The organism is Enterobacter sp. MGH 4, assembly GCF_000534735.1.
Classification (GTDB): Bacteria; Pseudomonadota; Gammaproteobacteria; order Enterobacterales; family Enterobacteriaceae; genus Enterobacter; species Enterobacter intestinihominis.
On sequence record NZ_KI973293.1, the window covers coordinates 166,487 to 190,141 of the forward strand.

The 23,655-nt window shown below is 39.5% G+C and carries 21 protein-coding genes and 2 pseudogenes; 11 read left to right on the forward strand and 12 right to left on the reverse strand.

What is annotated here, in order from left to right; translation table 11 throughout:
• Positions 1 to 9 precede the first annotated feature (9 nt).
• The 3 genes from L350_RS09840 to L350_RS09825 form a co-directional block, all read right to left on the reverse strand.
• The gene (locus tag L350_RS09840; RefSeq protein ID WP_032625276.1) at positions 10 to 681 is read right to left on the reverse strand and encodes an EAL domain-containing protein; all 672 of its coding nucleotides are present in this window, start codon (positions 679 to 681) and stop codon (positions 10 to 12) included.
• A gap of 251 nt (positions 682 to 932) precedes the next feature.
• Positions 933 to 2,053, reverse strand: a protein-coding gene (locus tag L350_RS09835) for an IS3-like element ISSen4 family transposase (RefSeq protein WP_096147877.1) whose coding sequence is annotated in 2 segments (ribosomal slippage) — positions 933 to 1,795 and positions 1,795 to 2,053 — 1,122 coding nt in all. Because the reading frame shifts where the segments join, the coding sequence is not laid out codon by codon here.
• Positions 2,054 to 2,198: 145 nt separating this feature from the next.
• Complete coding sequence (locus L350_RS09825) at positions 2,199 to 3,425, reverse strand: site-specific integrase (RefSeq protein ID WP_032625585.1); 1,227 nt, start codon at positions 3,423 to 3,425, stop codon at positions 2,199 to 2,201.
• A 355-nt stretch (positions 3,426 to 3,780) separates the two neighbouring features.
• Between L350_RS09825 and L350_RS09820 the strand changes: the two genes are divergently transcribed.
• The 4 genes from L350_RS09820 (at position 3,781) to L350_RS09805 (ending at position 8,028) form a co-directional block, all read left to right on the forward strand.
• Positions 3,781 to 5,028 carry a tyrosine-type recombinase/integrase gene (locus L350_RS09820; RefSeq protein ID WP_001218959.1) on the forward strand — a complete coding sequence of 416 codons (1,248 nt, stop codon included), beginning with the start codon at positions 3,781 to 3,783 and terminating at the stop codon, positions 5,026 to 5,028.
• A gap of 111 nt (positions 5,029 to 5,139) precedes the next feature.
• The gene (locus L350_RS09815; protein WP_032625281.1) at positions 5,140 to 6,009 is read left to right on the forward strand and encodes a DUF6387 family protein; all 870 of its coding nucleotides are present in this window, start codon (positions 5,140 to 5,142) and stop codon (positions 6,007 to 6,009) included.
• 161 nt (positions 6,010 to 6,170) lie between these two features.
• Positions 6,171 to 7,025: a sce7726 family protein gene (locus L350_RS09810; protein WP_032625284.1), complete on the forward strand. Its 855-nt coding sequence runs from the start codon at positions 6,171 to 6,173 to the stop codon at positions 7,023 to 7,025.
• A 46-nt stretch (positions 7,026 to 7,071) separates the two neighbouring features.
• Positions 7,072 to 8,028, forward strand: coding sequence for a sce7725 family protein (locus L350_RS09805; protein WP_032625286.1), 957 nt, complete (start codon positions 7,072 to 7,074; stop codon positions 8,026 to 8,028).
• A gap of 16 nt (positions 8,029 to 8,044) precedes the next feature.
• On the opposite strand, the gene L350_RS09800 is transcribed toward L350_RS09805, so the two are convergent.
• Positions 8,045 to 8,470 (reverse strand): hypothetical protein, encoded by a 426-nt coding sequence (locus L350_RS09800; protein WP_032625288.1) that lies wholly within the window; start codon positions 8,468 to 8,470, stop codon positions 8,045 to 8,047.
• A 423-nt stretch (positions 8,471 to 8,893) separates the two neighbouring features.
• Between L350_RS09800 and L350_RS09795 the strand changes: the two genes are divergently transcribed.
• From L350_RS09795 to L350_RS09780, 4 genes and pseudogenes are all read left to right on the forward strand, one after another.
• Entirely contained in the window at positions 8,894 to 9,097 is a 204-nt protein-coding gene (locus L350_RS09795) for a helix-turn-helix transcriptional regulator (protein ID WP_016190490.1), read from the forward strand.
• Between the two features lie 381 nt (positions 9,098 to 9,478).
• Positions 9,479 to 10,684 (forward strand): site-specific integrase, encoded by a 1,206-nt coding sequence (locus L350_RS09790; RefSeq protein WP_032625293.1) that lies wholly within the window; start codon positions 9,479 to 9,481, stop codon positions 10,682 to 10,684.
• 1 nt (position 10,685) lies between these two features.
• Positions 10,686 to 10,787, forward strand: a pseudogene (locus tag L350_RS24700) (hypothetical protein); the annotation flags it as partial.
• 72 nt (positions 10,788 to 10,859) lie between these two features.
• A protein-coding gene (locus L350_RS09780) for an IS3-like element ISSen4 family transposase (RefSeq protein WP_096147877.1) occupies positions 10,860 to 11,980 on the forward strand; the annotation gives its coding sequence in 2 pieces (ribosomal slippage) (positions 10,860 to 11,118 and positions 11,118 to 11,980; 1,122 coding nt in all).
• On the opposite strand, the gene L350_RS09775 is transcribed toward L350_RS09780, so the two are convergent.
• From L350_RS09775 to L350_RS0122465, 8 genes and pseudogenes are all read right to left on the reverse strand, one after another.
• Positions 11,973 to 12,656 carry a hypothetical protein gene (locus tag L350_RS09775; RefSeq protein ID WP_032625295.1) on the reverse strand — a complete coding sequence of 228 codons (684 nt, stop codon included), beginning with the start codon at positions 12,654 to 12,656 and terminating at the stop codon, positions 11,973 to 11,975. The two genes, L350_RS09780 and L350_RS09775, sit on opposite strands and share 8 nt — an antisense overlap.
• A gap of 310 nt (positions 12,657 to 12,966) precedes the next feature.
• Positions 12,967 to 14,199 (reverse strand): relaxase/mobilization nuclease domain-containing protein, encoded by a 1,233-nt coding sequence (locus tag L350_RS09770; RefSeq protein WP_032625297.1) that lies wholly within the window; start codon positions 14,197 to 14,199, stop codon positions 12,967 to 12,969.
• 4 nt (positions 14,200 to 14,203) lie between these two features.
• Positions 14,204 to 14,605 carry a hypothetical protein gene (locus L350_RS09765; protein ID WP_032625299.1) on the reverse strand — a complete coding sequence of 134 codons (402 nt, stop codon included), beginning with the start codon at positions 14,603 to 14,605 and terminating at the stop codon, positions 14,204 to 14,206.
• A gap of 171 nt (positions 14,606 to 14,776) precedes the next feature.
• Positions 14,777 to 15,481, reverse strand: a complete 705-nt coding sequence (locus L350_RS09760) for an ankyrin repeat domain-containing protein (protein WP_032625300.1) — start codon at positions 15,479 to 15,481, stop codon at positions 14,777 to 14,779.
• A 71-nt stretch (positions 15,482 to 15,552) separates the two neighbouring features.
• The gene (locus tag L350_RS09755) at positions 15,553 to 16,155 is read right to left on the reverse strand and encodes a hypothetical protein (RefSeq protein WP_032625301.1); all 603 of its coding nucleotides are present in this window, start codon (positions 16,153 to 16,155) and stop codon (positions 15,553 to 15,555) included.
• Between the two features lie 145 nt (positions 16,156 to 16,300).
• On the reverse strand, positions 16,301 to 18,637 hold the full coding sequence (locus L350_RS24285) for a DEAD/DEAH box helicase family protein (RefSeq protein WP_144300342.1): 2,337 nt from the start codon (positions 18,635 to 18,637) through the stop codon (positions 16,301 to 16,303).
• Positions 18,638 to 18,642: 5 nt separating this feature from the next.
• Complete coding sequence (locus L350_RS09750) at positions 18,643 to 20,592, reverse strand: site-specific DNA-methyltransferase (protein ID WP_032625303.1); 1,950 nt, start codon at positions 20,590 to 20,592, stop codon at positions 18,643 to 18,645.
• A 409-nt stretch (positions 20,593 to 21,001) separates the two neighbouring features.
• Positions 21,002 to 21,871: pseudogene (locus L350_RS0122465) on the reverse strand (phosphorothioated DNA-binding restriction endonuclease).
• A 300-nt stretch (positions 21,872 to 22,171) separates the two neighbouring features.
• Between L350_RS0122465 and L350_RS23935 the strand changes: the two are divergent.
• The 3 genes from L350_RS23935 (at position 22,172) to L350_RS09745 (ending at position 23,640) form a co-directional block, all read left to right on the forward strand.
• Positions 22,172 to 22,639: a SymE family type I addiction module toxin gene (locus L350_RS23935; RefSeq protein ID WP_080686362.1), complete on the forward strand. Its 468-nt coding sequence runs from the start codon at positions 22,172 to 22,174 to the stop codon at positions 22,637 to 22,639.
• A gap of 216 nt (positions 22,640 to 22,855) precedes the next feature.
• Positions 22,856 to 23,314 (forward strand): STM2901 family protein, encoded by a 459-nt coding sequence (locus L350_RS0122475; protein WP_032625305.1) that lies wholly within the window; start codon positions 22,856 to 22,858, stop codon positions 23,312 to 23,314.
• Complete coding sequence (locus L350_RS09745; RefSeq protein ID WP_032625306.1) at positions 23,308 to 23,640, forward strand: DUF1493 family protein; 333 nt, start codon at positions 23,308 to 23,310, stop codon at positions 23,638 to 23,640. The genes L350_RS0122475 and L350_RS09745 overlap by 7 nt, the downstream gene beginning before the upstream one ends.
• The last annotated feature ends 15 nt before the right edge of the window (positions 23,641 to 23,655 follow it).

The following is a 23,655-nucleotide window of genomic DNA, read 5'->3' on the forward strand; positions in this document are numbered from 1 at the left end:
GTTTCAATACTAAAGCAATGAATCCACATTTTTAAAAGGGACAGATTTAAAAAGATAGCCCTGTAATCCCCAAATTCCCACCTCACGCAGTAACCCCATATGATCTCTATTCTCAATCCCTTCAATAATAATTTTGTCGCAGTGTTTTTTGATTGATGCAATCAACGGGTTGAAGGTTGGTTTCTGCACCTGTTCATTAAAGAAGCAGCGATCTACCTTTACAACCTCAAAGTATCCTTCGATCAAACTAACTACATTCGCGTTTCCTGCGCCAAGGTCATCGAGCCATAGCCCATTTACACCCTGGCTCAGCGATTTTAATAAGGGACTTTTCAATCCCTTATCCAAACCAGGGAAATGCTCAGAAAGTTCAAGTTTGATGAATGGCATCGATTCGAAAGTTTGTCTAAGTATGTAGTCATGACGTATCAGAAAAGCCATTTGCTGATCAATGTTCAGTGTACAAAATAGATTCTTTTGCTCGAACCACGTTTGCTTAATGGCAATGTTTCCACATTGTTCGTATAGGAAAAGCCGCTTCCTATCTAAATCCCAAGATGAAATTACGAACTCAGGGTGAAGGTGACGTCCATCTGAGGTAATGAAGCGAGTGAGAAGCTCAACGCCTAACAACCTCTCGTCAATGCTCACTATAGGTTCAGCAATGAATGTAGTATCCATAACAAATACCTTAAATTTTAATTAAAATTATATTGTAATTTTTATCACAATAAAGCAATAGTATTGCCAAAATTTGTGGTACGGATGTATGGCTTTGACTAAGTGATTGATATCACATACCTTTCTGCTTTATAGTGGGTGTTTGCTGATTGTTATATATTAGTCTTGCAATGTTTTTCTGGTTGTTTTTTTGCTCGGTTTTTTGTTTGATACTGGTTCATATGACCTGCCCCCACGATTAGATACAACACTCAGTTAGTAACGTCGGAATCTTCATTCTCAGAATGACCCTTTCTCCAGCCCGCTGCAAATTCAGACGGTGTCTGATAATTCAGCGTGGAGTGCGGGCGGCATTCGTTATAATCCTGCCGCCAGTCATTAATAATTTTCCTGGCATGAACGATATCGCTGAACCAGTGCTCATTCAAACATTCATCGCGAAATCGTCCGTTAAAGCTCTCAATAAATCCGTTCTGCGTTGGCTTGCCCGGCTGGATTAAGCGCAACTCAACACCATGCTCAAAGGCCCATTGATCCAGTGCACGGCAAGTGAACTCCGGCCCCTGGTCAGTTCTTATCGTCGCCGGATAGCCTCGAAACAGTGCAATGCTGTCCAGAATACGCGTGACCTGAACGCCTGAAATCCCAAAGGCAACAGTGACCGTCAGGCATTCCTTTGTGAAATCATCGACGCAGGTAAGACACTTGATCCTGCGACCGGTGGAAAGTGCGTCCATGACGAAATCCATCGACCAGGTCAGATTGGGCGCCGCCGGACGGAGCAGCGGCAGACGTTCTGTTGCCAGCCCTTTACGACGTCTTCTGCGTTTTACGCCCAGGCCACTGAGGTGATAAAGCCGGTACACGCGCTTATGATTAACATGAAGCCCTTCACGGCGCAGCAACTGCCAAATACGACGGTAGCCAAAACGCCTGCGCTCCAGTGCCAGCTCAGTGATGCGCCCTGATAAATGCGCATCAGCAGCCGGACGGTGAGCCTCATAGCGGCAGGTCGACAGGGATAAACCTGTAAGCCTGCAGGCACGACGTTGCGACAGACCGGTCGCATCACACATCAACATCACGGCTTCCCGCTTCTGGTCTGTCGTCAGTACTTTCGCCCAAGAGCCACCTGAAGCGCCTCTTTATCCAGCATGGCTTCGGCAAGCAGCTTCTTGAGTCTGGCGTTCTCTTCCTCAAGCGACTTCAGGCGCTTAACTTCAGGCACCTCCATACCGCCATACTTCTTACGCCAGATGTAAAACGTGGCATCGGAAATGGCATGCTTGCGGCAGAGTTCACGGGCGGGTACCCCAGCTTCGGCTTCGCGGAGAATACTGATGATCTGTTCATCGGAAAAACGCTTCTTCATGGGGATGTCCTCATGTGGCTTATGAAGACATTACTAACATCGGGGTGTACTAATCAACGGGGAGCAGGTCACATATTCACATAAATATATAAGTAATGTAATAATGTTCTATTCGATAAGTTAACGAGGGGCTTACGCCCCTTTTTTATTGATTCTCTATCTCTGGATAGCGTAGCAATTCTATATACTGCCGTAGCTCAACAGGAGAGGCGGCATTCTTGCTGTACGTCTTGAAACTCTCTGTAGAGCCGCGCTCGTGACCGAGCAGAAGGGCTATTCTGTCCTCAACCACTTGATTTCTATCGAACATTTGCGCCACTTGGTGGCGTAACGAGTGAAAAACTTTCAACTCTGATCCCGCTTCGCCTAAAGCCTTTCGTTTAGCCCTCGTAAAACGCTGTGAATGCCACGTAGAGCGCTTTCCGTCTGCACGGTCAATGATTGACGCACGATAGAACAAAAATCCGTTGTAGGGCTTCTCACGAAGCGATAACACCAACGGAGTGATCAGGCTATGCACCGGAATAATACGGGCTGCTGATTTGGTCTTCCCCTCCGTCACTTCGAAACATAACACCCCTTCAATCTCTCGGATGTTGGCCGCACGTAATGAACAAATTTCATTCAGGCGCATACCGCTATACATGCCGATCAGCGTTACATTTTGCATCTCTTCATCATCTGCCATCACAGAGAATACTTTCGCCAATTCTCCAGGCTCAAACACCTCATAGCTCACCTTGCTACTTTTGGCCTCCAGCGCATGACCGCGCCAGATGTTTTCCTGTGGTGCATCGTGATATCTGTTACGAGCCAGATCCCAGATTTGAGCCAGTGCGCTGACATAGTTTTGTATGGTCTGTGGTGCTTTCTCCGTCTTGAGCTTATCAAGCCAACCTGTAACGGTGGTCCGGTTAATGTCACGAAGCTGAACATCGCGCTTTTTCAGATGTTCTAAGAGCACTTCTACAGCCTTGTTTGTCTTTGATAGCGTGGTGAGTTTGCGCTTCTCGCTGAACTGGAGAATGTATTGATCCCGCATCCTCAAGAGGGAAGGGCAACTCATTACAGGGGCGCTTAATGGCTCCGGTGCTGCATGTGCATACGTACCAACTTGACGTAGTTCATTGAGGATTTGCTCTACCTTCGAGCCTCGATCACGCTGTGGCTTTATCAGGTTACGAATCTTAAACCACTCCAGAGCAACCGCATCACGAAAGAGACGGGCTTCGCGCACATCGCGTGTGCCTGTGCTCTTCACATAGTTATGTCTTCCTCCGAACAGATGACGCATGTACTTTGGTATGGCGATCCTCACCAGATAGTTTCCGCATGGATCTAAAACTAAGTAACGATCTCGCTTGTAAATCATGTTCACCCCAGCTATTTTGTCAGGGCTTTTGCACATGATTTTGAATAGTGTGAAATGTCGAAGTCTTTACCTGTTTTTCCAGTTGATTCAAAGGATTACAGGAGCTTGTAAGACAAGCGAACGACCGTAGAAATACGTGCCGGTTCGAGTCCGGCCTTCGGCACCATACAAAGCTTTTTTCAAGTCTACTAACGTCTACTTTAGTCCATAAAAACAGTAAGTTAAGAAGGGTTTTGGCTTTTCTTAGTCTGCCCACGTCTACTTACTTCTATCCACATATACCAACGAATGATGGTATAACTGGTGGTATCTTCGGTTCGATTGATTTTGATACCAACAGCGGAGGTATCAACTGATGGCACTCACTGATATCAAAGTTAGGACTACCAAGCCCTCCGACAAACCTTTCAAACTCACAGATGGGCAGGGTATGCACCTGCTGATCAACCCCAATGGTTCAAAATACTGGCGACTCCAATACCGTTTCGATGGCAAACAGAAAGTTTTAGCATTGGGTGTTTATCCAATGGTCTCTCTTGGTGAAGCTCGCAGGAAACGAGATGAGGCCAAAAAGTTGGTATCTGTTGGTATTGATCCTTCTGAGAAGAAAAAAGCCGACAAGATCGAGCAAAGTGAAGCCCTGACATTCGAGGCTGTCGCAAGGGACTGGCATACTGCCTGTAAAAGGAAATGGTCTGATTCCCACAGCGAGAGAGTTCTAAAAAGCATGGAAGATGGTCTCTTTACTACTATTGGTAAAAGAAAAATATCCGAGCTTAATACCAGAGATCTTCTTGCCCCTATCAAGGCTGTTGAAGCTTCCGGGCGACTGGAAGTTGCTTCCCGACTACAGCAAAGGACGACGGCAGTAATGCGATATGCTGTCCAGAACGGGCTGATAGATTACAACCCTGCTCAGGAGATGGCAGGAGCTATTGCTGTAGCCAAAAGAATCCACAGGCCTGCTTTGCCATTCGAACGATTTTCAGAACTCTTAGAACGAATTGATAACTTCAAAGGTAGGAAACTCACGAAGTTAGCCGTAAAGCTGACATTGCTCATTTTTATTCGTTCCAGTGAACTCCGATTCGCAAGATGGTCGGAGATCGACTTTGAAAATGCGATGTGGACTATCCCTGGAGAACGCGAGCCATTGCCAGGAGTCAAACATTCCCATCGAGGTTCAAAAATGAAGACCCCACACCTCGTGCCGTTAAGTCGTCAGGCTTTAGAACTTCTAAAAGCCATCAGAGAAATCAGCGGAGAATGCGACCTTGTATTCATTGGCGATCATGATTTCAGAAAACCTATGAGCGAAAACACAGTCAACAAGGCACTAAGGTCGATGGGTTATGACACAACTGTTGAGGTATGTGGGCATGGTTTTAGAGCGATGGCTTGTAGTGCTTTGATCGAGTCAGGAAAGTGGTCGAGAGATGCTGTTGAGAGGCAGATGAGCCATCAGGAGCGGAACTCCGTTCGTGCCGCATACATTCATAAAGCTGAGCATTTGGACGAGCGTAGGTTGATGTTGCAGTGGTGGGCTGATTATCTTGATGAAACAACTGAGAGAAGAATTGCACCTTTTGATTTTGATAACTAATTGATTTTAATTAATAAAATGGCGTGCTCAATAAAAAATTGAGGCGCTATTTTTTTATTTGCGATTTATGTGCTATTACGAAGTAAAACTTTTTACAACGGAGTGGCATTAATGAAATCTTGGGTAAAAATGAATAGTTGGACATCAGAAGACACCAAAGCAGTGAAAACATGGTTTGATTTGGACAGATATCGAGAGTTTGAAAACATTTCAATTAATATGCTTTACCATGAAATATGGGCGAGGACATATTTCTTCAAACCAGTAATAGAAGAAGGAATGCAGAAAACAGTATTGAAAAATTATATGCAGATATTAGAAGGTAATCCTTTTCTCATCAAAGAGAAAGACTTGAATTATATGGATGCTGAAAATCAACTTTATCAACCGCCATACTTTTTTATAACCACGGTAGATCGAATAGCAAATATCAGTTTTGCTTGTATGAAAAAGGCTTTATTCATAAGAGCAAATTCAGAACAATATAAGATTGATTCCACTATTGAGAACGAATACATATCCGAAAAAATCCCTGAACAGTTTCCTACTACAATTATGTTAGAAATCGATCTTGCGGCTGGAAGTGATGATGAGATAGCAGAGGCACTGCGAATATCATTACCACAATGGCGAAAAGTTAAGGGTGTAAAACCTGCACCGCTTGATGCAGTAAGATTTGGTTATGGGACAATAAAAAAGTTAATGAGCTATAGAATAATACCAATGCTTGATTTACTTGCTTGGTCAGAAAGAAAGAAAGTGCTTCTGTCAGATGATAGAATATCACGATTGATTTATAGAGATGAAGATGACGATAAGGTAATTAGACAAGGGTATCATATTAGAGATGCAGACCGACCTTTAGCTATGAAAGTAGTAGAAAATGATTTTTTACGCCAATTCTACTTTTTTATAAATAAAAACAGACATATTAAAGAGATGAGCGTTTATGATGTAATGAAAATTACAGACGCTGACTGATTATATTGTAATGGTTGATAAATATATTTTAAGAGAGATTTTACTGGAAATAGAGTATTTTAATGATTTGAAATGCAGTAACGATTATGCGAGATATGACAATTTTTTTCACGGTATGATTGTGCTATTATATAACAGTGAATATTATGATGGATTTCCCAATGGCGCTAAGTATCGATAATATAAGAGTTTTTTCAAGGGTGTTCAGCCGCCCAGTTTTCGAGGCTTTAGCCAAGGGAAGAGAACCGTCTAATGTCTTGGATTTTGTGTCTTTCTCTGATGAAATGAAGCAGGATGGGCAGCCATTACATACATTTTTTAGTGAATGTTATAAAGAGTTATCCAGAAATTATAGAAATGAGTATGTTTACAAAACAGAAGTAGCCAATCGAATAGTTTTTGGGAGGCATAGTCCCCGGACCTCATCCTTATTAAGTGAGCTTCATGTCGGAAAGTCTATTGTTGATATTGCAATTTTTAACGGAACATCTACAGCGTATGAAATTAAAACGGAATATGATACCCCGCGTAGATTGCAAACCCAAACCCCAGATTATTTAAAAGCATTCGATAAAATTTATGTGGTTACTCATCCAAATTTATCTGAAAAATATGCTGAGATTGTTCCAGATAAAGTTGGTGTTATTGCATTAAATAATAGAGGTAGCCTTAAAATAGTGAAAAATGCTGAGTCAAATTTAGCTAATGTTGATATATTATATATTTTTCGTATGCTGAAAAGAAGTGAATACCTTCCAGCAATAGAAAAATTCATTGGCGAGAAGATCAATTTACCCAACGGGCTTATTTATGCATTCTGCGAGGATATATTTAAAAAAATCCCTCAGGATATAGCTCACAATATTTACATTAATGCAATGAGAGGCAGAACGACAAGTGATGATATTGTAAGCTTTGTTAATTGCCTTCCTAGTTGCCTTCGTGTGTTGGGAATGTCATCTGCTTTATCAAGTGTTCAACGTAAAAAGATCCTCACGGTTTTGGGGATAGTGTAGAGATGCTTAACTTTATGTGATCATTTTTCTCTCTGGAGGGAGTCATATGTATAGTCCATATCTATATGGTCGTGGTTCTGAGCTGTTAGCGCTAAGAGAATTGGCAACAAGTTGTACTAATGCTGAGTTGTTTATACCGATAATTGAACCTGTGCTAACCAAAACCGATAAACTTATACGTTGTTTAGAGATACTTTCAGAGAAAAACAAGAGGGTCATGTTAGTCATCAATCCAAAACAACATGAGTTTAGTAAAGATATAGAGGCTCGAAGAAAATTTGTAGCAACGATTAAAAATAATTTAGATAAATGTAAAACGCTTATCCCCACCCTTATAGTTGACTCAAGTGTAGCAATTGAAACCCTTAATGGTTTCTTAAAAGCATTTGAAGGTTCAAATGTTGCTTTAATATACAACAAGCCAAGTATTAGCGATGTGGAATTTTCCAAGTTAACAAAATTAAAAGTTATTGAATTTCATATCACTATTGATGGTAATGTTACCGATTTTCAATTTAATGAAATCCCTAAAAATAAACTTATTGAAGTGAAAGATAACTTCGTCAAATTAGATAAGAATGCAGATTACTCTGGCCAAGAAGTTTTCACGGATAAACATAAAAAAATTGGTAAAACAGTATTAGGTATCGGTGATTTCACTATAGTCGGGAAAAAACTTGAGATTGGTGGTGGCAAGGCTGGTGCCGTTGCATCTCATTTAATTTATAAACATCCTGCAAGCGGTGATATATGGATAGAACATTTTGTTTCGAATGATACTGATAGAGACATTGGCGACGTAGCGTCAAAATTCTTACAAATGACAGATAAAATTGAAAAGGAAGTTAGAACAAGGGCCACAGAGTACGGCTCTAATAAAGCATTAGAAAAATATAACGAGCATTATAAAAGCAGAACGTTTCCCGGTTTGGGGAAAAATAAAGAATATCAGATTAGACACCACATACAGCACATAATTGATGTAATATCAGGAAAAATCTGACAGTAAAGAGGCTATTCTATAGCCTCTTTTTAGTTTTGTTTAGAGATTTTTTGTTATGAATTTTGGATTCGATTATATTTTTTTCTCTTTTAGCAGTGTGTATGTTATTTAATGTAATAGATTTTTTTGTCAGATCTTGATAGTTCTCTGTGAATATATTTTCAGATATAGCAAATGAATTATCTTCCTGTTTTGTTAATATTTCTTTGCCGAGCATATAACTAATTAAAGAGGTTATTTCATCTGGTATTATCGTTGTTCGTTCAATTATATCATCAATTAGAAGTTGTAAGAAATCAAGATATTCTCTTGGTGTTAGATTACATAGGTATTTATCATAGAATTCATAACTACCAAGTTTGATTAATTCACTTCTGAAAAGATGCTCATTGCTATAATAATACACTCTGATGTGATCTATGTTCCCTTTTATATCAATCATTTTTGGGTCCTTAATAACTATTGTTATAATAAAATAACATGTCAAAACTATTATGCAATAGAATTTAGAAGGTTTTTATTATAAAAATATATTTTTCAATCCAACGGCTTATTGAAGAAAAATACATAATTAGAGGCTACCTTAATACGCAATTGAACAGATGGTTATCTTCTCTAAGCTCAAATCTAGTGAGTAAAGGCTTTCGATCTTGTGAAAATTTAGGTGAATGAAAGAACTGTTTTCTACCTGTAGCCTATTGATGTGAGGGTTTCGGATGTTATGAAACTCTCAGATTCTGAGTGATATGAATCTCCAGAGACTCATAGTTTCGAACCAGGGATGGCTCTGGTGTTCGTAATCTCGCTTCATCCATTCGAAATTCATTTGTACTGTATCCCTGTAGAAACAACAGAGGACATACATATGGAAAATCAAGCTCGTCTCATCCGTTTACCAGAAGTCATGAAGAAAACTGGATTTGGTAAAGCGTGGATCTATCGTCTTATCAGCCAAAATAGGTTTCCACAGCCAGTAAAGATCGGTGTTCGTGCTACCGCTTTTGTCGAAAGTGAAATCGATGAATGGATTCAATTAATTATCGAAAATTCAAGAAAGCATGTCGCTTAACAAAAATGCTGCTTCATCGATTTTTAACTTTTGATAATGTATTAAGAAAAAGAAATTTACAGATTTTGTGAGTTTACGTAGTGGGTTTGAAACAACGAGGCTTTGTAAAGTTTGCATTTGAAAAAAAGAATATATTTGACGTAATTCTTTACCTTTTTTCTGGCAGAGCTTTTGCTATAAGACTTAGAGATGGTTTTCTTAATATCGGGTATGGATACTTCTTACTAGCCGTACCTGTTTATTTGACGTCAAATAAATTTTTTCAAGCCATTAATATATATACCAAATAAACTAAAGTCATTGTAAAAAATTTGAATTATTTTGAATTGGAATATATTTAATAAGTGAGAGTGATATTAATTTGTAAAGAATGAGGTCAAAATGGGATATAAAGTAAAGAAATTCATCATGAGTAATGGGGAGCGAGGATGCCTGATCCTTGATAAAAATAGTAGTCTACCAGCTTACTATCAAAATCTATTTCTTACTACAGACATAAGAAATAGAGGCGCAACCGCCTCAACTATGGAAATAGTTGCAACTAACTTACTAATTTTTAGTAATTTTTTAGATAGTAGGAAAATTAATATAGTTGAGAGAATTGAGCTTAAAAAGTATCTCAGCGTTGCAGAAATAGATGATCTGGTAAGATATGCGAAACAAAGATTCGATAGACAAAAAATTATAAATATAAAATCAGCAAGTAATAGGTTTATTGCGAAGAGAACCTTTAGTTATAGAATACATGTTTTTTCACGCTACCTTAAGTGGTTATGTGGATTAGTTCATTCGTCAAAGGGGATTCATGCAAAGTATGAAGTAGACGTATTTATTGAAAGTATCAGAGCACATATTCCAAGAAACAGTTCATTGAATATGAATGAAATGTCTGAAAAATCGTTAAATGAAGAAGAGATCAAAGTGCTTTTCCGTCTATTAGAAATTGGCGGGATTGAAAACCCTTTCCATAAGGAAGTACAGGTCAGGAACAGACTAATATTTACCTTGCTCTTAAATTTAGGTTTAAGGGCTGGAGAGTTGCTCAATCTTAAAATAGATGATTTTGATCTCAGAGACAACACTTTAAGTGTAGTCAGAAGACATGATTCAAAAGAAGATGGAAGATCTTATCAACCATTAGTAAAGACTGGAGAAAGGGTTATTCCGTTATCTGATGAATTAGCCTGTGAAATTTTTGATTACATAAGTAATAGCAGAGAAAAAATGACAAAAAGGAAAAAGCATAATTTCTTATTGGTGGCTCATTGCACCGGAAAAAACGCAGGGGAACCCTTAAGCATTTCAGCTTATGAGAAGGTGATATCAACACTGAAACGAGCAAGTCCAGAGCTATATAATCTTTCAGGTCATAGGCTAAGGCACTCCTGGAATTATATGTACTCTAAAGGAATAGAAGGTGCTGAATTAGAATATAGTAGAAGGAAAGATTTAAGGAATTATCTCATGGGTTGGTCAAAAGAGTCAATCATGTGTGATAGATACAATTTTAAATATATATCCCAACAAGAAAAAGATGTCGTCCTAAAGGTCTATAAATCAGTAAGTAAAATAATTAGTGGGGTTTAGTGTGGAAATAAAATGTATTGAAAATGAGCAAATATTTTTTGCTAAGATAAATAGGTATAGTTTCAAATTGGCAGATAAGAAATGGCAACTGGATAAAGAAAACTTGACCTGCTCCCCGTTGATTAGTACACCCCGATGTTAGTAATGTCTTCATAAGCCACATGAGGACATCCCCATGAAGAAGCGTTTTTCCGATGAACAGATCATCAGTATTCTCCGCGAAGCCGAAGCTGGGGTACCCGCCCGTGAACTCTGCCGCAAGCATGCCATTTCCGATGCCACGTTTTACATCTGGCGTAAGAAGTATGGCGGTATGGAGGTGCCTGAAGTTAAGCGCCTGAAGTCGCTTGAGGAAGAGAACGCCAGACTCAAGAAGCTGCTTGCCGAAGCCATGCTGGATAAAGAGGCGCTTCAGGTGGCTCTTGGGCGAAAGTACTGACGACAGACCAGAAGCGGGAAGCCGTGATGTTGATGTGTGATGCGACCGGTCTGTCGCAACGTCGTGCCTGCAGGCTTACAGGTTTATCCCTGTCGACCTGCCGCTATGAGGCTCACCGTCCGGCTGCTGATGCGCATTTATCAGGGCGCATCACTGAGCTGGCACTGGAGCGCAGGCGTTTTGGCTACCGTCGTATTTGGCAGTTGCTGCGCCGTGAAGGGCTTCATGTTAATCATAAGCGCGTGTACCGGCTTTATCACCTCAGTGGCCTGGGCGTAAAACGCAGAAGACGTCGTAAAGGGCTGGCAACAGAACGTCTGCCGCTGCTCCGTCCGGCGGCGCCCAATCTGACCTGGTCGATGGATTTCGTCATGGACGCACTTTCCACCGGTCGCAGGATCAAGTGTCTTACCTGCGTCGATGATTTCACAAAGGAATGCCTGACGGTCACTGTTGCCTTTGGGATTTCAGGCGTTCAGGTCACGCGTATTCTGGACAGCATTGCACTGTTTCGAGGCTATCCGGCGACGATAAGAACTGACCAGGGGCCGGAGTTCACTTGCCGTGCACTGGATCAATGGGCCTTTGAGCATGGTGTTGAGTTGCGCTTAATCCAGCCGGGCAAGCCAACGCAGAACGGATTTATTGAGAGCTTTAACGGACGATTTCGCGATGAATGTTTGAATGAGCACTGGTTCAGCGATATCGTTCATGCCAGGAAAATTATTAATGACTGGCGGCAGGATTATAACGAATGCCGCCCGCACTCCACGCTGAATTATCAGACACCGTCTGAATTTGCAGCGGGCTGGAGAAAGGGTCATTCTGAGAATGAAGATTCCGACGTTACTAACTGAGTGTTGTATCTAATCGTGGGGGCAGGTCAAGATTTCTAAGTTCTTTTTCAAATTTCTGGCTTCGTCTTTTCATCAAATTGATACAAATAAAACTTCCAACTCTTGAGAAAAGATATGTAAACCACATGTATTTGTGGTCGCTCCACATGTAGCCGTCTTTAAATCCCCAGGGTAGTGTGAGAAATGAAATAAGTGCAGCAGCACAAAGTAAAATGAAAATAACGGTGAGAAACTTTGGAACAGGCATTGCTCTGTAATACGATGCTGTGGAGGCAGTATGAAATAGCATTGTCAGAAAAGCGGGGATAATAATGGTTTTTCTTTTTAAGTTTACCTCGTGTTCACCCGTTTTCTTATTAACGATAAGCGCATCTTTATATGCATCATACGAACCATCCTCACTGTATTGGCGAAGTTCGTATTTATGGATAGTGTGTGAACTTCTGAAAGGGATACCATAGTCAGAAATCTGCTTCTCATCCCCTGTGTTGGTTTTTACCCAGATATGACCATTGCCTGGATCGGAGTTGATGACAGTGGCAGAGAAAGTCTCAATAAATGTGAAAGTTTCGTCAAACAGCACAAAATTGGGTGTCGTGATTTCCGTTTGCCGAGGATCATCAGAAAGACCAGCTTCAGCTTCTTTCTTCCTGCTTTTCGTAGCGGAGATGCTCATACAAGTTCCTTAGTGTTCAAAATGAAGTCATATTCGGTGATGTATGAAACCGTCCAGGCTTACAGTTGAGATGGTAGTTGCCATTTCAAACCCTGCGTTTGAGCTAATGAATAAGTAAATAGACTAGTTAAATCATATCGTTAGATGATTGCATGTAAATTGACATTTTGACTTAGTTCGTAAGAAACGCAAATCACTTGTACCGATCGATTATGAATTAATGATAGATATAGCCTATCAACACTAGATTATCGATCGGTATAAACGATCAATATATTGGGCTATATTTATCAAAAAAGGTTTGCCAGCCTTACATCGAAAGCGATGTTCTTCTGGATTGAGGTGCTGATTCGATGAGATTTTTTTTGGGGATAGGCATAATCTCTACCACTCTCACGCCAGTGATGGTTTTGTGTTTTCGAGGGCGTTTAAGGGTTGGTATTTTGAGGTTTTTCAACATACGATAAATTAAATCGAGGTAGGGGATGTACTCCAACCACCTGAATGCTGAAACTGCATAGCTTCGGTCGGGGGCTTCTTTTAACGATTCTTTAGCACCAGCTTCTAAGTGAAACTGCTTTACAGAAGCGTTAGTGTATTCGTCCTGCCCAGCACGGTTATCATGGATAAGCGCTTCTATGGGGCTGTGAACCTCTCTTGTTGTGATTTCAGGAGCATCTGTAGTCATGAACGTACAAGGCGCTTCACTGACAGATGCTTTCAGTTCAAACAGGAAAGCATTATCACGTTCCGGTTGGTAGTCGATTCTGCTTTGCAAAGCATACCAGGAATACCCTTTTCCCAATTGAGATGCTTTGAAAGCAATCCCGTTGTATTCGAATGAGAAGCCGTTCATGCGTCCAGTAGAGGCAATGTTAGGGATTGGCCTGATATTTTGTGCCACAAGCTGTTGCACGAAGTCGGTAATCGATTGCCTGGTATCAAGCAGTTCGTTAAGGGCGTTTTGGATGATTCCTTTTGGGCATAGCTCACCAGTTCTCTTTTCTATCATCATCTCATTACGGGATTTTTTGAGCTTCGGTTTAGGTGAGGGCGCTGCCGGAGATGCTTTCGGTCCTTTGGTTCTGGTTAACTGATAGTCTTTTTCAAGTTCCTGGATGATACGTGTGCTGATAAGATTCTCATTCTTCCCAAGGTAGAGCTTTCCGGCATCAAGAGACGCTCTGCTGGCGATGATATGGATGTGCTGGCCATCTTCGTCGTCATGTAGGACGTAGCATCTGAGATGCGTTTCAGAAAACCCCATTCTTGCCATGTAGTCATCTGCGATGTAGGACCACTGCACAGGCGTTAGTGATTCACCTTTAGGTAAGCGAAGCGAGTTGTGCCAAACGGGTTTAGCCACATCAGGGCGAAGTGTTTTTGTAGCACCAAACTCAGCTATTAGCTCTTTAGCGAGGCTCCCCATCATATTGCCACCTACGACAACTGGATCAACTTTGTGATGAGAAGCTGGTCTCAATGCATAAAACACTACGCCAGCGAAGTTCTTACCTCGCTTTATCTTCTGCATCCCCTTCATTGATTTATTTCCATAAGTCAGCAGTAATCAGCTTCATGCGAAGCTCAGATATCTGGCGCTTCACTGCGAATAGTTCTGTTTGCGTCAGAGAGCTTCCCTGGCTTTTGTTATCCAGATGAGCGACAAGCTTGTTCAGCTTCTGTGATATTTCGCTCAGAGATTTCCATGCTTCTAAGTTGATAGGAGGGACAGTTACTGGAAGCTTTTCAATGAGGGCTAAACGAACCCATTCACCTTTACGATGACGGCCACGTTTCTCATTGAGAAGCTTTAGCTCTGCATCATTTAATCTGACACTGACGCAATGAGAACGAAGCTGGCTTTGTGAGAGCTTCGCTTCGTTAACGCTTTTATTACGGGAATGCTTACTTACAACGATCTTATTAAAAGTATTATTTTCGACCATATGAACTCCTTTTCATATAATTAAATAAAAGCATATTCCTTATGCTTAATTTATTTATATAATAGAGGCGAATAATGTCAATGCAGTGTGTTGATTTTGCGTTTAATTTTTTTCAACCGAAGGGCGAAAAAACAAGGGAAACTCGAAGAAGCAGCGTAGCGCTTCGATGAGTTAGCCCTTGCTTATCTCTTTCTCTAATTGATGAAGTGTGTATAAATTACATATCTTATTTTCATCAGAGTAGAATGTAAACTTTGTATCTGGTGAGGCTTCTGTTTTTTTCAATAAATCAAGAGTTTTTTTAAATGGCACTGGATTTGAAAGAGGATCAAAATTGATATGAGCTTTTTTTGAAAGAAAAAACTTAATTTCTTTTTCATTAAGTAGTCTTAAGCATTCATGTGTGTTTTTGAACACTTGGAAAATTTCTATATTTTTTTTGTTGGTGGGTTTTAGGTGTGGCGAAAATATATCTGGTATCGTGTGAAACAACTCATGAGATAAAAAACAATGATTTTTGATATCAGTTAAATTTTTATTTATATCGAACTTCAACATCAACTCAACATTTTCAGGCTCATTAACATAAAACAAAAGGTTTTTCCCCTCGTTATCCACATGATTAATATTAGCCCCAAAAAGTAAAAGCAATCTAAATTGAATTTTATTCTTGCAATAGAAAATAGGAGTTTTACCAAAGTTATCAATGCTATTGATATTGAATCCGTTTTTTGTTAATGATTCTAAATCATTCATATTCCAAGTGTAATCTTTAAAAATAAGATTTTGTCCTTTTTCATTTTTATTACTTGGGTTGCTATATTGTCTAATCAACTCTGAGAAAACGGATTGTATTGAATCGTAATGTTCGGCCACTATTGAAATCTCCTTTTTTATAAATTAATAAAATAAAAAAAGGAGAAGTCAATAGTAATTATAAATAAAAATCATGAACCTAATTTTGGTGGTTTTATCGACTCGATTAATTCATTATCTATTTCATTTTTTTGAAATAAAAATGGGAAGTAATTAGCAAGGTCATTTTCTTCAAATTTATCAGAAAGTGCATTTTTCAAAGTCTCAACCATACTACCATTTGTATATTTTTCTTCAATCAATGTGGAAAGAAATCGCTTGTGCAAGGTATTGATATCTTCACTACTGAAGACCAGTTTAAAATTTTTTTCATTTAGTAAAGTAGGTATGGTAGAGAATAATTTATGTTTTTCAGTAAATAGGAATTCTTTTTCCTTATTTATTTCTATGTAGTGCAGTGAGGTGATTAATCCATCAATATATATTGTTTCGTCAAGTTTTTTATTATTTTGCTTTTTAATTTCATCTGAAACTTGTGCTATCTGTCTTTTAAGTTTAAAATGTGAGCTATCTTCATAGATTTCTTCTAAATACCTTAAATAGATATTTATCAAACCATATGCTAAATCGATATTATTGAAATAACCAAGGCAAGTATTAAATGAATCAAAAACTAAATAATGGTTATGATTTTTTTCATCTGTTTCTTCAAAAATGTTGAATGTATATTCCATTTTTTTCCTCAGCATAATTATTAAAAAAATGATAAAGCTATGTGTTCATGATTTTAAATGCACTGCATAACAAAACTTTAGATTTTTGAAAAATAAGTGTTAGATGAGCCACCTAAATTTGTCATCTAACACACATTTAATTTCATTATAAAACAAGCAAATCTTTAGCCAGTTCTTTTGACGTCGGGTATGATTTAGCTCTGATCGATGAGTTCTTTTTATAAATTAAAGTACAACCATTCTTACTCTGTAGTTGGGGACGATTATTGATACCAAGTATATATTCGCCTTCTAATACAAATCCGACCTTTAATCTCAATCTTTTATCATTTATATCTGATACAGCCATGAGCTTTAGAAAAATCGCATCATTAATTAAATGTGAACCTTTTGGATCTAAAGCCCACACTTGATTTTTAGTCCATAATAAAAAATCAGGAAAGAAATTAGAAGTCCCTTGACCAATTTCAGGGATAGGAATGTTATAACCTGTTTTTGATGGATTTCTGCACCAATCAACTCCTAATGAATCAATTGATTCTGCAATTTCTAACTCAAATTTATTTAGGCCATTATATTCAGAATGCAAGGCATTTTTAAAGGCATTAACTTTGTATCTGTTTCTTTTATTTAAGTCTTCATATTGATAGTCTGGTGAAACTAAATTAAATGACTTTACCGCATATATGTCATCGTATTCATATTCGAGATGGAACTCATTATTAAGCAGACGAGTAATATTTGATAGATTATTATTGATTTGCAACATTGCATCTGAGCCAAATTGCATCCGCTGCTTCATCTTAGGATCATTTTTTACAAAAGGAGTAAAACATGTCCCTGATTTCCGGGCTATACGGTTATCATAAGTTCCTAATCTTGAGACTAAATATTCCCATACAGAAATATCAGCATTGTCATCCTTAGTTTCTTCTTTATTAAGATCCAAATCTTCACAACTGTTAACTAAATCTAAAACTCGTGTATGCATTTTTCCTTTTGAACGAAGGCTTTCATCAGAAAAAAGAGGCACATTTGAAAGTAGTATTTGGTCTAATATTTCAAGGTCTTCACCGAAAGTTTCTGCGACTTTAGAAACAAACACTTCCTTTTTAACAGGCACTTCTCTCGAAATTTGTGGTCTCGGACTGTTACTTTCGATTGAGACTATTTCATAACCTGAATCACTTAGGTCATTTTGTGTAGTTTTAACAAGTTCTGAAAAATCTTTATCTGGAACATTAAAATAAAAGTATGCTGAATTTAAGTCTCCATCATCAAAAGGAGTAGCATTAGGTTGTCTCAAAAAACGACCAATTTTTTGTGAGATATCAGTAGTAGATTTACCTAACCCATCAAGATAAGCTACATAAGCCCATGGTTCATCCCAACCTTCTCTTAATGATAAATTCCAGATGATATGTGAATAACCTTCATCATGTAAATCTTCAGGGCTTTTCTTCGCTTTATGAGTATCGACTAATAAGCTCCATGGTGCATTAGGATTAACATTAGCTAAGTTGGAATTTACATTTGCTAAATGAACGGCAATTCTTTTTGGATCAACTTTTAACTGACTGACCAACGATTCCCAAACTTCTAAGCCTGCTAATGTTGAATTTACGATGCAACAAATTACAGGCCAAGTATTAAAGCTACTTAGTTTAGTGCTAAGTTCTTGCCATTTAGTATTAGCTTCGGTTAATGCATCTAATCGAGAAGTGTTACAATCGACAAGATAAAGACGGGTCTTTAATAGCCCTTCTTTAACAACTAATGGTGTCGAAACTACTACTGTTTGATTTTTTAAAGATAAAGATTTTTCATCCACATTGTTCCCAGGCAAAAGATCAATGAGATCGCCCGACATTTCGGAGGAAGATGCTAAAATAAATGCACGAGGATTGAGTTCTTTCAATCTTGAGAACTGAGCTTTTGTACCACCATGAGCTTCATCGTAGACTACATAAAGTTGGCGATTTCTACCTTCCGGCCCCTTTCCTGAAAGAACATCCCAATGACTAATGCCATCTCTGTCTTTATGAACATTTAAAGCATCTCCATCCCTATTAAATAAAGCAACAGTAGCAAGGATAATTGTTAAGCCTTTTTTGGCACGACAAATATCGACCCAATCAGTTTCCGTAATCTCATTTAAATTCAGGATATTTACATCGTCAGGAAGTAAATTAGAGTATTTTCCTCCAACACTAAGATTATTTTTTGTTTGTGAGATTACTGCTCCTCTGTTAGTAGTCCAAAGGATAATACCATCACCGATTTTGTTACATGCGAGTGAAAGTATCGGCGTTTTACCACTCCCCGTAATAGCTTTTAGCCTGCAAAGGAAGGGAAGCGACATACCGGTTTCGGGATCAAACCTCCTTTTGTAAGGAGGGTTAGGGTAAGTTGCAATCATCTCAGCAATTTCACTTGCTGCTTTAATTTGAAATGGTTTGAGTGTGTCTATTGTTAGTTTCAAAATGATTACTCTTCTTCCAGTAAATTTAATCTCGCCAGAATTGAATCAGGAATCTGCTGGAAGCGGTAAAGCTGATCATTCAACGGAGATACATTAGCTACAGCATAAATATAAACAGGTCTGTTCACATTCGCTTTCTTAGCCTCATCCATAATTACTGAACGGATTTCTCTTGTTAAGGGCTGATGTCCATTGGCTTTGCCTGCTTCCCACACCAATGCAATTCCAAAGCCAAGTTTTGTCTTTCCAATTAGATATTTATAGCCATCCATGCGACAATCTAAACGGTTAGAATCATCTTCAACAACCTGTAAAATAATATCAGCTAAATTTTCTCTATTAGATTCCATGATGACTGTTTTGCTGACAGTCTTTTTAGCTTCATAAAAATTGAATCCTTCATTGATTTTGGGATGCTGAGATTTGTCAGCCCAATTACCGGAAAGGACTCTTCTAATTCGTTCAGCCGTTATATTATTCACATAGTGATCGCGGTTGATTTTTTTATTTGAAGGATCACCATTTTCTACTAAAATAAATTTTCTCTGACCATTATCCTCAGAGTTCATAGTCAAAACAGCATGACCAGTAGTTCCACTTCCTGCATAAGGATCGAAAATAATTGCATTGGGATCTCTCCAAGTAACAAGGTTGAAGAGTTCTGCCAGCATTTCATGATCTTTGGGATTATCGAATGAATTTTTTCCAAGAATATTTGTTACGGTTTCTACCGCTCTTTGACCCATTCTTCTAATCACTGAAGTTGCGACTTCTGATTCCATTTCATGTAAATAGGTTTTCATTCTCGGAATACCATTGTGATCGCTTTTGAAAGCAATCTTATCGGCATCAATTAAAGCTTGCATTACCTCAGGATTAGCAATCCTCCAGCCAGATGCTGGGACTTTACATGGTTTATGTGTAATTGGGTGTACTACATCGTATCGAGGGCCACCACCGCCTGGCCAGTTTAGATTACCGTCGTCATTATAGACGCCATTTTTGTCTACTTTGCGATAACGAATTTTCTTTGCAGGATGATCTTCTGGCAGATTTTTGAAAAAATCATTCATATATTTTTGGATTTTAGGAATATCATCCAAAAATATTTTTTTAGCATCAGAGTATGCTGTCAGTATATCTTCTGCACCTTCTTTGGGCTTTCTCCATTTTCCTTTGTATCTCTCCCATTTCTTGTTTTTAGCAAGTTCTTTCATTTTTGAATCGAGAGCAGATTTGTCGCGGGCCCAAACTAATAGATACTCATGGCCTTCAGAAATATAATTTGCATCATTTTTCCTTGACCTTTCCCAAATAAGTGTGGCAATACGGTTTTTTTCACCATACATTTCTTCTAGAAGCATCCACAGTCTTGGTAATTCATGTTCATCGATAGATATTATGAGTACACCAGTATGCTTTAGTAGTTTTCTTGCTGCCCAAAGGCGAGGAGCAATATGATTTATCCACTTAGTATGTCGGGATGGGTCATCAAGTGAAACACCCTTTTCAACTCTTCCAATAGCATCTTTTAATTTATCTACTTCAGCCTTTGAAAATCTATAATTGTCATTATAAATAAATGCATCACTTCCTGTGTTATATGGCGGGTCCATATATACCACATCGAATCCAGTGTTCGGTCCGCCACGGAATTCATTAATTAATGAGCGCATCACAGCTAAATTATCACCATCAATGATTCGATGATTTCCACCGATTTTTTCAGGATAGCTCTTTTTCGCATCGCTCTTTATCGTGACTGGTGTTACTGTTTCAGCTAAGAATCTGTTCCGACCCTGCCACATTAGAGTTGCATCATTAGCATACAAATCTGCGTCCGTAGAGAAAATAGCATGCATTTTTTTATCTTCATGCATCTCTTTAACCAGCTTAAGAAGTTCTTCTTTTGTTAGTTTCTCAAGTAGTGATTCTTCTGGAAGTTTCTTTTGCATTTTAGTTCCAAGTGTATATATTACCTAATTCCATTATATCATAAATCTTATAGATTTGGAATTATCTTCTTAATATAGGGAATGTATTGGCTAATAGTTAACATATATTTTTATGTGGCGTTTTTGTGGCTATTCTTAATAAAACTATTATGTTGGCAGAAAAAATTATTCATCATAGTTGTTTTCAAGGTAATTGGTCGTCAATTGGTTATTGTACATTTTTGATTGTCATTTATAATTTCTCAATAGATGTGAAGCTATGAATACTGGTCTAATGTTTCTACATTGATTGTTCGATTATCACCAATAGGGACTGATGGTATCAATGTTGGTATCATGTCCAATATGAAAATTTTTAATCTCTTATGATCATAAGGATAGTTGCGATGTTCGAGTCCGGCCTTCGCACTCATTCTCTAAAAACCTCCCTCCGATGCCACTCTACAAACCCCTCACCTGGATAATTCCCTTTCACCACCGGCAGCGCAATTTGCTTTCCTGCAAAATCCCAGAACAACCGCCCAACGATCCCATTCCCATTCACTGCCTCGGACACCAGCACCCGCATACTCTCATCAAGCCCAATCGATCCTTTATCAAACGCCTTATGATGAATCGCACACAGCGCCAGCCCGTTCGGGATCTCACACGGCCCGCCAAACTGCTTCCATTTAATATGCGCGGCTTCAAGTCCAACGGAGGCGTTATCATGTCGCATGTTGAATCCGCAGATGGCACATTCATAGTTTTAAGCACGCAGTACCTGCTGGCGGAATAGCGGATCGCGAATCTTACGGATCTGCTGGATATCAAAACCCATCTCATCCGCGATCTCTTCCTGAATGCTTTCAGGAAAATGCGCTTCAAGGATCTGCTGCGCCAGCGAGCCGATCAGATTTTTGTTCTTATTCAGCAGCGCAAAGTGTTCTTCATCAAACCCGCCTGCGACCTTCTGCTCCACAAGTTCTTTAACAGGCGGCTGTTTGCTGCCCGTGGTCGAACAGAACTCAGTATTCTGAAGATCCCAAAACCCGTCCCCCTTGAGCCGCCAGAAGGGCATATTCGGGTAATGCGTCTTCCTCTGTGGGCCAAACCGTTCTAGCAGGCTAAGCAACTGTTCGTGGACTTCGGTTCCATAGTCAAACAATCGCGCATGCCCATGCTGATAGTTCGCCAGCACGTACAGAAGCAATAAAGGTTTATGCGGCGCACGCTGTTCGCCTTTGCGCCAGATGGTGATGTCGGCAATTGCCTGCTCGAGAGTTTTGCTGGAAGCCATCGCGTTACGGAAGAGGGTAAATAATTGCGATAATGCTCGCAAAACCCAGACCAATCAACCCACAATCAACAAAAACATGACCTTACCGCACATAACCCTATTTCCTGAATCCCCCTCGCAAATTCCAAATTTACCCCACGCCAAACCGCTGTATTTATATTCAGTCCTGTATAATGAGCACCAGAAATTACGCCGAACGGCAAAGGAAGTATCAAAGAGAATTTGAAGAAGAATTCGCGATATGAAGGTGCTGCAACACCCCCATACCGCTAACCACCAGCAACTGAAAAGGAGTTGAAAATGGCTGCGACGAATTTTAAGCCAGAGTTTACTGTTTGCAAAACAGAATCAGACGCTTTCACCGGCATGATTGAAAACCGCGAGCTGGTACGCAAAAACAGCGCCCGCCGTCTTCACGGCAACCAACCCAACGCGGCACCCATTCATCCCCGCGCGGAAACGCCGCAGGACAGTGCCGCCTGCTGCGAACTCTATGCACGCATCGATATGAAATACCTTCTTTTGGGCGGCGACTGGTTAAAACGTGCGGGCTTTATCGACGGCATGCCGGTGAAAATCCGCGCCATGAAAGACTGCATTGTGATTACGCCACAACATACAAGAGAATTATGGGGATGCCTGGAAGGTATGAGTGTGGTGAATATAAATAAGCAAAAAGTCGCGCAGTGGTTGAAGACGTTTCCGGGAGCGCTGAATGATACTGGAGATATCCCGTTAGTTAAGCGCAATATAGGCCAAGCAAAATAATAACGTATTGGAACACCCTTGTTCCTGAAGCGAGGGTGTTTAAATTAGTGGAAGGGGTAATCTGTTTTTTCAATAATATTATTGAACTGAATGATATGGCTGTATTCTTATCATTGTGGTTATATAGGGGGTTTTTTCAGAAGTATGTTAGAGATCTCAATTTAATTATTGTCCAACATTTATGATTCTTCCTGGAGCAACTCAATGGAATGAACTATGAACACAACCGAAGAACTAAATGGAACGTATTTTTATGCTGGCAGAACAAATCTTACCGCTGGCGGCCTTTTCTTTATGATTTACTGTGAGTCAATTGCCGATCATTTTAGTATTGACGATGTCGCTGGTATTGCTGCGTTATATAGCGGTGCTAATAATCAGAAGACCAGAAAGAAACCCGCGGGAGCGAAGGAAGGAACGTCCCGAGCCTCGAAAGCCATGAGGCGCTATTTCAAACAAGCTAAGTTCCCGTATGGCATTAGGCTCCCGACATGGATTGGCGGCTACACGCCATGGACTGTACGCTGTAGGATGGTTTCACAAATCAGTACGTTTATCGGAAGAACGATTCCATTAGTTGGTATGGTGATATTAGTCGCTGATGTATCGCTAATCACCTATGCTGCAATACGTGATTATAATCGAATCGCACGGGGCAGCGACAAACTATGGTAGAGGATATTGAGCAGCGCATCTACGCCTTAGCCAGACGCTATAACGGCGTTTATCTGATGAATAACGAAGCGAAGCAGAAATTACTGAATGCAAAAACTGATTTGGATACTGACATGCAGCTTGATGTCACTGAAGCAGAAGATTTAATGGAAGAATTTTTTAAAGAATTTGATGTTGATAGAGGGAATTTTAACATAAACACCTACTACCCTGATGAGCCTTTTTCATGGAATCCATTCAAAAAATTCCCGGTGGTGATGGTTCCAGATTTCACTATTGGAATGCTTATCGAATCCGCAAAAGCGGGCAAATGGTTATACGACTAAAACGCAAGGAGCAAT